21 protein-coding genes are annotated in these 14,129 nt (G+C 45.0%); 4 read left to right on the forward strand and 17 right to left on the reverse strand.

Features of this window, described 5'->3' with window-relative positions; genetic code table 11:
- Positions 1-264: 264 nt before the first annotated feature.
- Complete coding sequence (locus ACWP87_RS12860) at positions 265-513, forward strand: GlsB/YeaQ/YmgE family stress response membrane protein (RefSeq protein WP_003568375.1); 249 nt, start codon at positions 265-267, stop codon at positions 511-513.
- A gap of 15 nt (positions 514-528) precedes the next feature.
- Positions 529-669, forward strand: coding sequence for a hypothetical protein (locus tag ACWP87_RS12865; protein ID WP_003568371.1), 141 nt, complete (start codon positions 529-531; stop codon positions 667-669).
- A 518-nt stretch (positions 670-1,187) separates the two neighbouring features.
- Here ACWP87_RS12865 and ACWP87_RS12870 read toward each other — a convergent pair.
- The 17 genes from ACWP87_RS12870 to ACWP87_RS12950 form a co-directional block, all read right to left on the reverse strand.
- Complete coding sequence (locus ACWP87_RS12870; protein WP_003586099.1) at positions 1,188-1,529, reverse strand: phage head closure protein; 342 nt, start codon at positions 1,527-1,529, stop codon at positions 1,188-1,190.
- The gene (locus ACWP87_RS12875; RefSeq protein WP_003586097.1) at positions 1,513-1,803 is read right to left on the reverse strand and encodes a head-tail connector protein; all 291 of its coding nucleotides are present in this window, start codon (positions 1,801-1,803) and stop codon (positions 1,513-1,515) included. Before ACWP87_RS12875 ends, ACWP87_RS12870 begins: the two co-directional genes overlap by 17 nt.
- Positions 1,804-1,864: 61 nt before the next feature.
- Positions 1,865-3,424 (reverse strand): phage major capsid protein, encoded by a 1,560-nt coding sequence (locus tag ACWP87_RS12880; RefSeq protein WP_014570234.1) that lies wholly within the window; start codon positions 3,422-3,424, stop codon positions 1,865-1,867.
- Entirely contained in the window at positions 3,411-4,595 is a 1,185-nt protein-coding gene (locus ACWP87_RS12885) for a phage portal protein (RefSeq protein ID WP_014570233.1), read from the reverse strand. The genes ACWP87_RS12880 and ACWP87_RS12885 overlap by 14 nt, the downstream gene beginning before the upstream one ends.
- Positions 4,596-4,599: 4 nt before the next feature.
- Complete coding sequence (locus ACWP87_RS12890) at positions 4,600-4,779, reverse strand: hypothetical protein (RefSeq protein WP_015765114.1); 180 nt, start codon at positions 4,777-4,779, stop codon at positions 4,600-4,602.
- The gene (locus tag ACWP87_RS12895) at positions 4,745-6,448 is read right to left on the reverse strand and encodes a terminase large subunit (RefSeq protein WP_014570232.1); all 1,704 of its coding nucleotides are present in this window, start codon (positions 6,446-6,448) and stop codon (positions 4,745-4,747) included. The genes ACWP87_RS12890 and ACWP87_RS12895 overlap by 35 nt, the downstream gene beginning before the upstream one ends.
- Positions 6,445-6,915 (reverse strand): phage terminase small subunit P27 family, encoded by a 471-nt coding sequence (locus ACWP87_RS12900; protein WP_014570231.1) that lies wholly within the window; start codon positions 6,913-6,915, stop codon positions 6,445-6,447. Before ACWP87_RS12900 ends, ACWP87_RS12895 begins: the two co-directional genes overlap by 4 nt.
- Positions 6,916-7,039: 124 nt before the next feature.
- On the reverse strand, positions 7,040-7,414 hold the full coding sequence (locus ACWP87_RS12905) for an HNH endonuclease signature motif containing protein (protein WP_172619743.1): 375 nt from the start codon (positions 7,412-7,414) through the stop codon (positions 7,040-7,042).
- Between the two features lie 81 nt (positions 7,415-7,495).
- Positions 7,496-7,918: a hypothetical protein gene (locus ACWP87_RS12910; RefSeq protein ID WP_014570229.1), complete on the reverse strand. Its 423-nt coding sequence runs from the start codon at positions 7,916-7,918 to the stop codon at positions 7,496-7,498.
- 279 nt (positions 7,919-8,197) lie between these two features.
- Positions 8,198-9,622, reverse strand: coding sequence for a virulence-associated E family protein (locus tag ACWP87_RS12915; RefSeq protein ID WP_014570228.1), 1,425 nt, complete (start codon positions 9,620-9,622; stop codon positions 8,198-8,200).
- Complete coding sequence (locus ACWP87_RS12920) at positions 9,615-10,442, reverse strand: bifunctional DNA primase/polymerase (RefSeq protein WP_014570227.1); 828 nt, start codon at positions 10,440-10,442, stop codon at positions 9,615-9,617. The genes ACWP87_RS12915 and ACWP87_RS12920 overlap by 8 nt, the downstream gene beginning before the upstream one ends.
- Positions 10,426-10,614: a hypothetical protein gene (locus ACWP87_RS12925; RefSeq protein ID WP_015765113.1), complete on the reverse strand. Its 189-nt coding sequence runs from the start codon at positions 10,612-10,614 to the stop codon at positions 10,426-10,428. The genes ACWP87_RS12920 and ACWP87_RS12925 overlap by 17 nt, the downstream gene beginning before the upstream one ends.
- A complete protein-coding gene (locus tag ACWP87_RS12930) occupies positions 10,611-10,883 on the reverse strand; it encodes a hypothetical protein (RefSeq protein ID WP_014570226.1) in 273 nt (90 codons plus the stop codon). The genes ACWP87_RS12925 and ACWP87_RS12930 overlap by 4 nt, the downstream gene beginning before the upstream one ends.
- A gap of 44 nt (positions 10,884-10,927) precedes the next feature.
- On the reverse strand, positions 10,928-11,119 hold the full coding sequence (locus ACWP87_RS12935) for a hypothetical protein (protein ID WP_014570225.1): 192 nt from the start codon (positions 11,117-11,119) through the stop codon (positions 10,928-10,930).
- A gap of 110 nt (positions 11,120-11,229) precedes the next feature.
- Entirely contained in the window at positions 11,230-11,451 is a 222-nt protein-coding gene (locus tag ACWP87_RS12940; RefSeq protein WP_014570224.1) for a hypothetical protein, read from the reverse strand.
- Positions 11,452-11,518: 67 nt separating this feature from the next.
- The gene (locus ACWP87_RS12945; RefSeq protein ID WP_014570223.1) at positions 11,519-11,794 is read right to left on the reverse strand and encodes a helix-turn-helix domain-containing protein; all 276 of its coding nucleotides are present in this window, start codon (positions 11,792-11,794) and stop codon (positions 11,519-11,521) included.
- A gap of 24 nt (positions 11,795-11,818) precedes the next feature.
- Positions 11,819-12,031: a helix-turn-helix transcriptional regulator gene (locus tag ACWP87_RS12950; RefSeq protein ID WP_029944073.1), complete on the reverse strand. Its 213-nt coding sequence runs from the start codon at positions 12,029-12,031 to the stop codon at positions 11,819-11,821.
- 114 nt (positions 12,032-12,145) lie between these two features.
- Here ACWP87_RS12950 and ACWP87_RS12955 point away from each other — a divergent pair, with 114 nt between their 5' ends.
- Both ACWP87_RS12955 and ACWP87_RS12960 read left to right on the forward strand, forming a co-directional pair.
- Positions 12,146-12,757, forward strand: a complete 612-nt coding sequence (locus ACWP87_RS12955) for a helix-turn-helix domain-containing protein (protein ID WP_014570222.1) — start codon at positions 12,146-12,148, stop codon at positions 12,755-12,757.
- A 117-nt stretch (positions 12,758-12,874) separates the two neighbouring features.
- Positions 12,875-14,032: a site-specific integrase gene (locus ACWP87_RS12960; protein ID WP_014570221.1), complete on the forward strand. Its 1,158-nt coding sequence runs from the start codon at positions 12,875-12,877 to the stop codon at positions 14,030-14,032.
- Positions 14,033-14,129 lie beyond the last annotated feature (97 nt).

Raw genomic sequence — 14,129 nt, forward strand, 5'->3', positions numbered from 1 at the left:
TCCCCTGACCACCCAGAATAGCGTTATCAACCAGTAGCAAACGTTGTCAAAACAGCGTCGTTACTGGTTTTTATTTTAACCAGATTGTCATTGGTTATCATTGATTATCAATAAAAGAAAACCACGAGAAAACCACGGAGTTCATTTCTGCTTGGCAGGCGGTGGCCGTCCATTATGGGCGGCTATTTTATTATCTCTTGTTGCTACTGTATGTTATACTGTGTTCGTCTATAGAGACAATATAACCAAAAAGGAGGAATTATCATGCATTTTCTTTGGGCTTTAATTGTTGGTGCTATTATTGGTGCAATTGCTGGTGCTATCACTAGCAAGGGCAAATCGATGGGCTGGTTTGCTAACATCATTGCAGGATTAGTGGGTTCTGCAATTGGTGAGGGACTTTTAGGCCATTGGGGGCCACAACTGGCAGGAATGGCTTTGATTCCTTCAATTATCGGCGCAATTATTGTTGTTGCCGTAGTCTCCTTCTTTGTTGGCAGATCAAAAGACTGATAGGAGGCCATCTTTATGGACGCTTTAAAAGCTGCATTTAAGTTTATGGTTGCTAGTACTCTCATCGTTGGCGGTGTTTTAGTTGCAGGTACAGTCTTCGCAGCTAAGGGCATTGATAATGCTGGAGATAAACTACAAGAAAAGCTACATGACTAACACAAAATAGCCACTTCGCTATGAGGTGGCTATTTTTGTATCCATTGACTAGGTGAATATTTGTCACTTGGTTCTCATAAGCAGGTCAATATTTTTGACTTGCCTTTTCCCAACGAACCCACAATTTGCTGGTTCGTTCTTGAACGTCAGAATTTCGGACTTTGTTGAGCCAATCCCGAAATTCCGGATTGCCTAACCGATTTTTATTGTCCAGAACGACCATACCTCAAGTTAAACTTGTTCAGCTTGCATCAGAATGCGTCTCTCAGCACACAAAAAAACGGGCATCTCTGCCCGCTTTGCCCAATGATATTGCTACTTTAGATGAAAAACAATGAAACAAGTCAAGGAAGACTATGACTATCGTATCAGCGAGGGTTGAGGAATGCTCTTCACTTGCTACGAGAAATCAATCTGACTTGGTCTATAAAATGCGCCACCGGTTAGCTATGCCGTGCGTCGGTTAAAACGGTTCTGCCCGCTTATCGCCTAGGACTATCCTAATTATAAGTTAATACTTATTTATTGGCAACTGGTTTTCCTATGATTGTTGTCCATTGTTTTTTGGCTGTGTCCGGTGTCAGTTTCACAATGTCGTACTTCTTTCCTTGCCATTCAATGCGCCATGAGTTAAGGATGGTTTCTGGCTGATCATACCGAACAACAAAGGTCACCGTATCTTCGAGCTTCGTCCCAACTGACGCCCTCACTTCGCTTAAATATTGGCTTAACACAAGTGCCCATGTCGTGAAGTGCTCTTTCCTGACGTTGCTCACAGGAACCCCATTTACATTACCCATCGTGTAGCTCACTAAAGTAATGGGTTCATTCAGTTGGCTGATGCTATTTACCAGTGGCATAGTCAACACCTCGCAATTGCTGAATCATGCTCACAACGCTATCTGGTACATACGTTGCCCCATCGACACCACGGTTAATATACCAGTGTTGTGCTAACAACGAGACAGCAAAGTCAAAACGAGGATCATCTCCAAAGTTTTCATCCGTAAGGGTCTGGTCAACCGCGCTAATCACGAACTGCTTTGCCGTCAACAAGTAGGCTGACAACATAGCATCATCTTCGCTGTGACTAATGCGCAGTGCTTTCTTTAAATCTTCTGTGGTAACACTCATGTGCTCATCTCCTTATAAAAATAGGGGCGTACCCTAAGGCACACCCCACTAAATTATGCTCTTAGGCCTTTACCGGTGTGATGTCAACAATTCGAGCAGCATCTGGATCAACCACTTCATAGTCGTTGCGGATGACAACAGCCAAGCCTTGAGAATAGCTATCGAAGCGTTCCCACTGGGTGTTAACTTCGTTCTTCTGGGCTAAGAAAATTGCCTGAGAAAAGTCCCCGATGATGATTCGATAGGTGCCTACCTTATCAGTCGGCAATACTTTGTTAGCAACCACGATCACCGGTGCCCCAAACAGTTGCTTGCCTGATGGTGCCGTGATGGACGGTTGTAACAAGTAGCGGCCTTGGCTGTCTTTCAAGGTATCAAGGTAGTTGAAAGCGTCCTGATTGACGATAACAGACAAGGACAGTGCTGGGTCCAACTCAATATTGAAGGTTTTCTTGAGGTCATCGAGACCAGTACCAGTGAGGTGCTTGAAGTTATCACCGGTAGTGGACTTGCCAGTCAGAACACTGATAATGTTACTGTTGTCCGTGTTTTGTACCAGCTTCTTGAGTTGATTCTTAACCTCGGCAACAATATCAACTTCACTATCTTCTACCAGTTCATTAGACAGATAAATCTTGCCAGCACGGGTAGCAACTTTGTAGTCAACGCCTTTAAACATATTGGCGTCAACATCGGCCACGTCTGCAAGTTCTTTCTTGGTGGCTAAGACGCCATTGTTAGTGAGGGCAATCGGATAGGTGCCGACTGGGGTACCGACCTGCTTCACAGTGACGTATTTAGCCAAGTCATAATCTGATTGCTTTAAGTCCCAAACGTCATTGATAACTTCTTTAGGAACGACTGCACCAGCGGTGGTCGTGGTCAAGCCGTCACGTTGTTCACCCATGCTGCGGATGTAGTCTTCGTAAGCGCGAGATTCGGTATGTTCTTCTTTATCAATAATAGTTTTTTCGGTCATGTGATTGACTCCCTTTCGTTTTTCGGTTGGTGGTAGTTGCTGTTCTGGATCTTCTACATGGTCTTTCAACCATTCAGTGTAGCTGCGTTTGTCCACTTGGACGTTGGTATCGTCATACGCTGGAATAGCTACCAGTGAGACGTCAAACAAGCTCTTTACTTGCTTGATGGTACGAATGACTTGTCCGCTGTCGTCTTTAGTGAACGTGTCACCGTCTGGCGCAGCATTGAAAGTAAAACTCATGGCTGATAGATTACCAGCTTGGACGTTGTTATAAGCATCACTGGCTGTGGTCGTATCGGGTAAGGTTGCTTCAAACTGCAAGCCTTTATCATCCACGTTTAAGGTCAAGGTTCCGGCCTTGGTGCTGGCTAAGACTTGGCTAAAATCATGGTTTGAAACCATATAGACGTCTGATAAGTCCACGTGGTCGAATGCGTGCGGATCAACGACTTCTTTAAAGCCACCGAGGTCTTTACTTGGGCTATTGAAAACTACTGCATAACCACTTAGTTTCTTTGGACCGTTAGTGGTGTCGTCCTGTTTCTTTGTGTCTGGATCGTCTTGGCCTTGGCTGTCGTCTGCTTTGGCAGTTAGACCAGCGTTAGGATTCAGACGTTTTTCTACGTCATCTTGATTCATTTTCTGGATCACTCCTTTGTCTTGTGTTTTGATAGCTTGTCAGGTTGCTTAGTGGCGTGTAGTTCAGACTGGCCATAATTTCATCTCCGCCGGGAATTGGTGGCAGGTTTAACTTGGCTCGTGCTTCATTAGTGGTTAGAACACCGCCTTGCAGCCCCTTAACTGCTAGTTCTTGCATCGTGGCTGGGTCCGCTGAAAACAGCTTGTCAGTGTTGAAGCTGAACCGGTTGTCACCTGTGGACAGTTTGGCATCCATCTCACTTGTGAAGCAGGTAAAATACTGAATCAGCGTGTTTTGCAAGTACATCACGTTAGACTGTACGGCATTAGAGTGCTCGCTTTCGATACCCAGCCGATCCAGTGGCAACCCGAACGCTTTAGCAATCTGTTTCGTTGTCCAGTCGCTAGAATTGACTAGATTCAGCACGTCAGTATTAACTTCGAGTTGCTTGTAATCCATATCATTGTCGAGAATGATGGTCTTGAGGGCATTATCACCACTGTTGGCAGCTTCAAATTTATTGCGGATGTTTTCTTTGGCCTTGGTGTCTAACTGTGTCTTGTTGACCTTAAGAATGCCTGTCCCTTGGACACCTGAGTTAAAGAAACCTTTCAGCAACGCATGCCCAGACTTTTGTACCCCGACCTCATCATGAAGGCTATAAAGTGGCGATAGTCCTTTGTAACCGTCTTGTGTGAAGCACTTGAAGTGTAAGACCTCGCTGGCATTTAAACGCTGTGAGCGGCCACTGTCAGGCGTGTATTCGTAGCTGATAATTCCGGTCGTATCGTCTTGTTTAACCACCATTTGGCTGTTAGGGACCAACTCGAAGCCAGTAACTTGTCCGCTGGGATTCTTGGTAACCCGTGCAAAGCTGTTACCATTCAGCAGCATGTTAGTAGCTAGGGCAAACTTGAACCCCCACGCGGTCATGTGGTCATTGGGTGCCTTGTTAAGAAGCACGCTGATACGCTTGTCACTGTATTCAATCGGATTGGTTGCAAGATCACCGGCAATCACGCGCACGGCCGTAAATACATCCGAATTACGTAAAGCACCAATCCCCACATATAGGCCGCTGTCGTTGCTGGTCATGCTGACAAGCGCATCTAAGAACGGGTCGCTGTTGTCATCGCGTGGTTGTGTCGCGCTATTCGTGAAAAAGCTCATTGTTTCACCTCCCTTTATTGAAGTTGATAATGACTGCGACGGAGATCAGGGCCGTGCCGACTGCTAACATACCAACACCAAACCCGAACAGCCACCAGATACCGGCAACCATACAGATCAGTCCCAGTATTAACAGCACGGTCTGCAAATTAAAAACCAAAGTCATCGCTCGAATAAAAGTCATTGTCTGCTACCTCGCTTTCCTTGTTTTGATCCATTGCAATTGTGTAAGCGTTCATCAGTGCGGCTACGGGATCAATCTTCGTAGCGTTGTGGGCCTTATCGATAATTGGATTGTTATTAGCGTCATATTTCAGAATAGCGTTGTTGACCGCATAGGCCAGTAACTGATTATCAGGGTGCTTTAACTGGCCATTGAAGAGATCATCACGAAAACGAGTTGTCGGAATTGAAAGTGTTCTAACACCTTGTCGCACCTCAAGCAGTGGCAAATCGCGTTTTTCAAATTCTGGAATCAGGTAGCCCATGGCGAAGGGATCATAACAGATGGCACGCACGTTCCACTGGTTACGCTCGATCAGGTCGAGAATGAAGCGTAGCACTTCGTCATAGTCGATCATGCCGCTTTCCAGTTTGGTAATGCTACATTCGCCACGACTAGCACCACTGATGTAATCGAACCCATCACGCTTGATCTTTTCTTCCAGTCCATACTTCGTCCCCACGAATGAATGGCTGTCAGCATACAGGTAGCCATCTTCTGGAACTAACCACGAGATACTGGTCAGGTCGCTAGACTTAGAGAGATCAAGCCCGATATACACGTCCTTTTCTCTAGTGTCTGGTGGCTCGATAGTGGCTTTCTCCCAGTCGTCAAGACTGATATAACTGTCTGCTCTGGCTGATTGCCACATGTTGAAGTTCTTGACGAGAATTGGCCGCAGGGTTCCTTGCTTGGCTGCTAGATCAACATCAGCTTGCAAGCTAGGCCGCATTGTCTTTGCTCTTTCAGCATTAGCCAGTAGTGGATTTGACTTCTCCCAAGTCTCTGGTGCAAAGGCTTCAGCCTTGCTGTCTTGCTCAAAAATGGCAATAAAATACCGATCTGCTTGTTCGCGACCGGTTAAGATTTTGGAGACGAATTTATATTCTTTATACATAGGGCCATTCAGGTCTGGCCCCGTGGTCGAGATGACGGCTAGCAAACTGTTGTCGCTGTTGATCTGGCCTGATTTTAGTGTTCGTAGAATCTCATCAGTACGAGCTAAGGCGAACTCATCAATAATAGCCAAGTCACTTTGATAACCATCTAGGCTGTGCAGATCAGACGCAAGCGGAACAGCTCGGCTGTTGCTCGGCAAGTCGATGATTTCGTTACGGTTGATCTTCAAACGATCACGCACCGATTTAGACATCTTAGAGACCTGACGCAAACCACTAGACAGCATATCAAAGGCTAAGTGCGCTTGGGCGTTACTGTTGGCTGTGTAGACAATTTCGCGATTCATGGCTGGTTTGTTTTCCATGAGGAGATACAGCGCGCCTAGATCAGCCATCAGGAAGCTCTTACCATTCTTGCGTGCCATGCTGATGTAAGCTCGATCATAACGACGATTTCCGGTTTCTTTGTCTCTCCACCCGAAAAGCTCTGAGATCAAATATTTTTGGAAAAGTTCTAGCTTGAGTGGTGACCCATCACGTGCCGGCATCAGTTCTATAAACTCAATGGCTTTGTTGGCAAAGTCCTCATCAAAGTAATACGGCCACGGATTCTTTTTGCGCTTGCTGGCTTTCAAGTCTCTGCGATAACGTCTTGCTGCTTGCTTAATCTTTTTACCGGCAACAATCTCACCGCTTAGCACCTTGTCGGTATATTCAGTCGCATAGTTCACGATGACACCAGCTCCGCAAACGGATCGTCAGGCTTCTTCTTAGTCTCACTCTTTAAGGCAAGTTTCGCCCGGCTATACACTGACAGTCCCAATACTTCGTCAATGCGCATCATTTGATTTGTGGCATCCAGCTTCATTTTAACTGCTGGGTTAGCTTTCACACTATCGGTGGTTTCAACCATCATACCTTGTTCTTGAACCAGCTCGGCAGCTTTCTGAATGTCAGAATAGGCTTGGCAATGACTGGCAATCAGGGCAGCATCTAGTTCACTAACTGGAATGTCTTTTTTTAGCAATGGTACAATACGGTGCCACTCGGTCACAGCATAGTCATCAAGCCATGTAGGGGGCTGTACTTGCAATTCTTTGTAAGTGAACAGTGCTTTTTCAGAGGCAACACGATCAGCTAACTGCTTTTTGGATAAATGTGCACTTAGGTTAGTCACTGATTTTAGGGGTGCTCCCATGTGTAACGTCCTTTCTGAATTTGTATTCGTTTATATCTATTATAATTATAACATATTGATTATACCTAGGTTCTATGATTTTCGGTATTCATCGAAAAGAAAAGAGGCCGACCGTTCTTTCGCTCTAAAATTTTGGGGCGGGGGTCGATCTGTCGGGGGATCTCATTCGGCGTTGTGCTACCTCCCGTGCGGTCTTAGCGTTATGACAAGTCTGACATAAGCTTTGTAAATTGCTCTCATCAAGCCTGTGTTGCCAACCATAAGCTGTTTTGATTGGCTCAATATGATCAACAAGCACAGCTTGACGAATAATCCCACGTTTCAAACAGCTAGCACAAGTTGGATTGCGCAACCTGAATGACTTTGAAAGCTTTGTCCATGTTGTTGACTTGTAGAAACGTAATTCCTTCTCTTCGTATTGCATGCGTTCCTGATTCGTCGCTTGTTTGCTCTTGTCTTGCTTATGCTCCTCGCAAAAACGCTGATTGAACGGGATCATGCGACGACACCCGGGGTGCATGCAAATGTGCAAAGGCACACTCATTTGCATCACTTCGCTTTCATTAATAATATTTCTTTGCTAACTGATATGAGGTGCTAATTTGATCTGCTCTTTGATGCTTCGCCCTGAAATGTTGGCACGCCAGTTAAGCTCGGCGTAGTCGGCTATCTCAAATCCAGCTGCCAATAGTGCGCCTTTCATCATGCCGTTAGTGATGTAGAAGCCACCGGGTAAGTCAGTGAATAGGTGCTTGATACCGTATGAGGTATAGTCGCTGTTGATTGTCTTTCGCTTGGCCAGTCCCTTAGTCCAGAGATATAAAGCGTTCTGCATGTCCTCAGGCATCAACATAAACGCGAATGGATGATCCTGTTCAAACTGGCTGAGATCAGATGACTTAGGTTCAATGTGCCAATTCTTGTACTCATAGTATTTGCGATACTTCTCAGGGATAGGGAATTCTTGTTCAAACCTAGCCCATGTGCTTTCTGGATATAGCATTGTTTTAACCTCCACAGTTTTAAATTTGTTTGTTTTTTAAGTGTCCCACGTGTCCCGGGCTTATAAACGTTGGTATGTAGGCGTTTTTCTGGGACAACAGACATGTCCCACACATGTCCCGAGCTGTCCCGAGCTGTCCCGCACATGTCCAAATTAGGACTTGGGACAGTAGTGGGACACGTTGGGACAGCACTGGGACAGGTGACTTGTCCCAGCAAAACGTTGATATACCGGCATTTGTAGCACTGGGACAGGTGGGACAGTAGAAAAACAAACACTTTACTTCCTGACGTATCCTCTTGAACGCTGACCATTGATTCGAACTCGTTCACGATCCCACCCATCCATGTTATCCATGATGAGCTTGATACGTTTTGCTTCCGATCCAGTACGGCCCATTAGGTAACGATCGACTGACTTGTCGAACACCACTTCCATGATCTCTCTGGTCGTGGTTTGTTGCAGTGGTTGTAATTCTCCAGCATCCAAGTGCTGTTGTAACCAAGTGGCAACATCGCCGTTATGGTCAATATGAGTGTGAAAGAAGCTGGCCTTTAGGCTCAATGACAGATTTTCCCAATTCGATGGCACTTTCATGTTGAGAAAGTCTTCAATGGCCTCTTTCATAGGGTCAACTGTCTCTGCTTCTTGTTGATATGGTTTAGCCAGTTGCATCAGCTTATCATCAGCAAAGACACTCTCACCTGCATCCACCCATGTTTTTACCTCTGCCAGTACCTGATGTATATCGTGGTTGATCTTCGGTACGCTTTCTTCATTGCGCCATACGGTCTTTGTGGGCTTTGTAACACCGCATCTGATAGGGAAGAAACGGCGTTCACCAGTAGCGTCTTTCAAGTAGTCCTGTTGATTAGTGCTACCAATGAACACGCACTTGCGTAAATGTGGATAAACATAGTGGCTATAACTCCCGCGGTATGAATCTGACTGGGCGCTGATGAAGCTCTTAGCTGACTCAATCTCAGTTTTTTTCATTGCGGAAAGTTCACCGAGTTCCATGATCCAGTTACCTTGCAGCTTCTTGTAATCTTCGTCTGTCTTGCCCATTGATTTTAATGAATCGCTGAACTTTGTCGGAAATAAGTTACGAGCAGCCGTGCTCTTACCAAGTCCTTGTTTACCTTCAAGAATTGGAACGAGTTCAAACTTGCAACCCGGCTGATAGACACGTTTTACAGCCCCAGCTAACCATTTACGAGTAACAGCACGGGTATATTCACTATCCTCGGCACCTAGATAGTCGATGAAGTAACGTTCTGCTCTAGGGGTACCGTCCCATTGCTCAGCTTCGATCCAGTCTTTAACCGGATTAATTGAATGTTCCTTGCCAACAACAACCATGGCATCTTGCTCATTCTGCTTGCTAAACAAGAGATTGTGCTTACGCTCCATATATGAGCGGACGACAGCATCATCTTCATCAGTCCAAAAACCCTTACGAATCGGCAATCCTTTAACGCCTTTTGTCTTGATGAGCATCTCTGAAAAGTCGTCCCAAGCAACGACATTGGCGAAGGCTTGATCATTATCAAGTAGCAGTTGAATATTAACCACCGAGTCTTTTCTAATCCCACCATTGCCATCAAGTTTAAGGTCATTTCGCCATTGCTCTTGACCTGTAAAATCAACGTTGACCACTTTATTGGCTTCTTGCTTAATATCTTCGGGCATCGCTTTAACCAACCGCACGCCTCCTCTCTTCGGCTTTCAATACTGACTTGAAAATCTTATTAACTTCGGATTCTGCCAAGGGTGTATCTAGATAGTTATCATTAGTTGTAAACAGCAAGTTATAAACTGTCTGCGGCTCTGCACCTGTGAAGAACATTTTGCCAGCAATCTTGGTCAGAAAATCATTGCGATTGCCGGTACTAGTGCCATTCACTATTTCATCTAGCAGCTTGCCCGTCCATCGTTTACCTCGATAAACTGTTGAACCACCAAACACTGGGTTAGGGTGGCTGACACGTTGAATTTCATCTAGTAACCATTGAGGCACTGGGGCTAGCTTGGTGATCTTGTGCCCTTTGAGTGGTTGATACATGCCGTTCTCGCGAATGCTAGGAAAAACCGGCACACCAGTTGCAATATAGTCAAGGCCGGTTTTCTCGCCATTCTTAGAGAACAGATCTGATCGACTGGTTAGCTTCAATTCCTTGGGATAGGTGAAGAAAATATGAAGTCCACCGTTTGGCGTTGTTTCTATATAGGTAGATGGGATTTGATCAGCACGACCCTCAGCACTCAATTTAGCCAGCGTATCATTGCCATTAGCCCCGCTTTTATGCCCCATATCGATATCGAATACCAGCACGCCATCAAGTCCTAAGCCAATATTGTAATTAGGATGTTCGCCCCACCATTTCTTGGCCTGTTCTGGGTCTTTGGTGGCATCTTTGTACCCATGCGAACCAGCAAGTGGTGTTCGTGTCTCTGGCGCAAGGGGATAGACTGCAAAGCCGTGTTGCTGATAACCAAGCGCTACTTTAAGCACGTCTACCATCGGCCACATCTCCTTCCAAAAGTAGACGGCGAGCATCAATGATCATATCAGCGACTGTGTCGGCCAGCGCTGATTGCTGTTCATCGTTAATCTGATGTCGCAAGATATTCACCATTGCACTTGTATCGCTCAAAAGCGCCTGTGCGGTTGTATAGTAATCTTCCTTCATCATTTGTTTACCTCATCAATCGTTGCCAGGCTGCTTTCAACGTATTCTTGAATTGCTTTCAGTAGCGCCATCCATGTATAAAATGATCGATTCGTACTGTACGCCAAGATTGCAGCATTTTCGGTACGATTGTTTCGATATGAAACTACAGAACCTTCCATAGTGTCGAACTGATCACGAAGGGCTTCTAGAAGTCCTTTTGCAGTGCTGAGGTCAAAAGACGCCTCACCTAAATCAGGCGCTTTGGTGCTATTTGAAACATTTTTCATCATAATTGCCTCCATTTTCCTTGACAAAGTAACCACTTAGAGGCAAGCTAAAAGTCGATATAGATTTTTTCGCTTGTCTTCTTCTCGCCTTGAGGTACCACTCTTGGCGATTTTTTTGTGGCTTCATGTAGTGAACGACGTTCAGCTTTTTTAAACGCCCAGTATCGATCACATTCTGCATCAGCTTGGACGTAGTCATGCCACTGAAAGCCGAGCCTTGTGCTAGCCATTCGTGCCATGGTCATCATCCTCTCGAAATTGCAGATACGCTCCAAACACGCTCCCGACCATGAAAGCCATGCAGAGTGCTGGAACTGTTATAGGGTGGCTTAGTAGCCACGCAATAAGGCTAGTCATCGGCATCGTCCTCGTTTTCATACAGCTTTAGGATTTCCGATACCCGCAGCAGCTCTTTTGCAGTCGTAACGGCCAACTCGCTATTGGAAATATACTTGCCATCAACCGTGACAGTACTGTCTTCTGCAATGGCATGAACGTTAAGCTGAATGTCGTCAATCAAATTTCCAAGCTCGTGATCTAGTGCTATCTCTTCTTTACTAAACAAATTCATAATGTTTCCTCTCTGGCTTTATGCGCCTGTCATAAGTTGCTTACAATTTGCCGCCTGCCCAGCGTGATTACTTGCCGTGGTTATTCATGTAATCGTCTATGTCTGCGGTATTGATACGTTTTACGCCACCGACAACCTGTACCAACAACCCTTTCTTAGTCCAAGACAGCAGCGTGTTACGAGCAACACCGGCATAAGCTGCTGCTTGCCCGATATTCAGCTTTTTTTGCATCGGCTGCTGCTTAGTCTCGTTCATCACGCGGACAACTTCTCGATGAATTCGTTCCTGTAAAATTTGATCAAAGTCGGCTGGTAATGTAATTTGCGCTTTCATTAAAGCCATGTTCCTTCACCTCCAAAATCAACATTAGTCAACTTTTCCGTCAAAAAAAAGAGAATCAATCGTTACTGGAATACCGGTTTTCCTGAAAAGATCTCGGATTTTTGTCTTCTCTTTATCATTGAACGATGTTCTACCATTCTCTTTGCTCCAGTAAGACTGACGCGAGATACCGAGTTCTTTGGCAACATCTTGTTGACTTAAATTTAGCATTACACGGTAACCTTTAATACGTTGCATAATAGCACGCTCCTTTCTGTTGACGTCAACATTCATCAACTGATTGACTTTAGTATGCCACGGACTCATACTGGAGTCAACAACATGCATCAACTTTTTAGGAGATGATCTGAAATGACAAAACTATTGGAGCCAAACAGCCATCTTTCCCTTGGAGAAAGGATTAAAAGCATCAGGATTTCTAAAGGTGAGACCATGGAAGAGTTCGCACTTTCGGTTGGATTAACAAGTTCAGGAAAATCAGCAGTATCGAGATGGGAACGGGGTCTCTCTGCACCGTCAGCAGATACAATGAAAAAAATTGCCAACCATGGTGGAATTTCCGTCCAGTTCTTAGTTACAGGGAAACCGGCTTTTGAAGATCTTCCAGAGGATCAGCAGATGGAGCTACGTAAGCAGAGAGATGAGTGGCTTCATAATTTGGAAGTTAATTCCGAAAACTTGTGGACTGAACTGTTTTCAGATGATTATGTAAAAAAGTTAACTTGGCAAGAAAAAACTTTTTTGGAAAATTCGATGAGGTTTGTTCAACTCATGAAGCCTGAAAGACAGAACGTGGCGATTATGAAATTTTCCAGCATAGTTGCGGGGATAATTAGAGCACGGACGCACGATTATTCCGCCGATCAGATTGAAGAAATGAAGACAGATTTTGCAAAAGAACTGTCAGATATAATTGATATATCTCAAAAAAGTCCCACTCAAAAAATCCAGGACTACGAATAGCACAATAGAACTAATTTTGTTTCATAGAAGCAATGTGATTAATATCATGGCCGAAAATTCGGCCGCCAAAAATTCTATCTAACACCGCCTGCCCAGCGTGACGGATAGGAGAAGAATATGGCATCAATTAAAAAGTACGCAACGAAAGACGGCAAAGAGTTCTGGCGCGTTCAGGTCTTTGCTGGTAATGATCTACAGACTGGCCACAAGAAGTACAAGGTGCGGCGAGGGTTTAAGACAAAAAAAGAAGCCACTGTTGCAGCAGCTAGACTTGAGCTAGCAATCAGCAACGGTGACTTAGAAGAAGAGAAACCAAAGCCCGTGTTCTTTCGGGATGTGTATGAGGAGTGGTATGGAAACTACATTAATACAGTAAGGGAATCAACGTGGGCTCGAACTGCTGGTATGTTCAATAATCACATCCTACCGGCATTTGGTGGTAAGCGGATCGCTACTATAACCACTAAGGACGTACAGAAGGCTGTTAAGAGGTGGTTTGAGTTCACCTCTGCTAACTATAAGCGCTGGTATAACTATGTTTCATCGGTTATGGACTACGCAGTCCGACAAGGGTATATGAGTAAGAATCCCGCCAAAGCCGTTGTTTTACCGCACCATGACGATCTGGCTGGTGATAAGCCTGAAAACTTTTGGACTAAGGAACAAATGAATCACTTCTTTGCCTGTATCGACCAAGAGAACCACTTCGATGTCTTCATCATGTTTAGGGTTTTAGCCTTTACAGGGGTTCGCCGTGGTGAACTACTAGCGCTGACGTGGAATGATGTAAGTTTTAAAGAAAACAGTATCAAAGTGAACAAAACACTAACGCAAGGTGATAAAGGCCACCAGATCGTTCAGGCACCAAAAACACGCGCTGGACGGCGCACCATTCCGGTAGACGGTCAAACGATGGCATACTTGAAACGGTGGCGTAGAATACAGCAGGAAACATTCCTACAACTAGGTATTAATACGATGCAACCGAATCAATTGCTTTTCACTAATACTAAAAACGGGTATCAGTCATTAAACACACCGTCTAAGCGACTGCATAAGCTGCAAGATGACAATGGACTTACACCTAGAATAACCATTCACGGGTTCAGGCATAGCTTTATATCTAATTTACTGATTGCTGGTGTTCCTGTTACGTCAGTACAAAAACTGGTAGGGCACACAGATCCGACTATTACGCTTGGTGTGTATGCTCACGTCAGTGCAAAGCAGGAATCAGAGGCCACCGCGGCACTTGCTAAATATATGCAAAATTGAATTAGAAAACCACAGAGAAAACCACGGGGGTTTTAAGGATGGTTGGTAATAGCTCTAGGGTGCATGGTTAAGGCGTTTCATGTAAAACAGTTACGTT

The sequence above is a fragment of the Lacticaseibacillus sp. 22 genome, assembly GCF_055413445.1.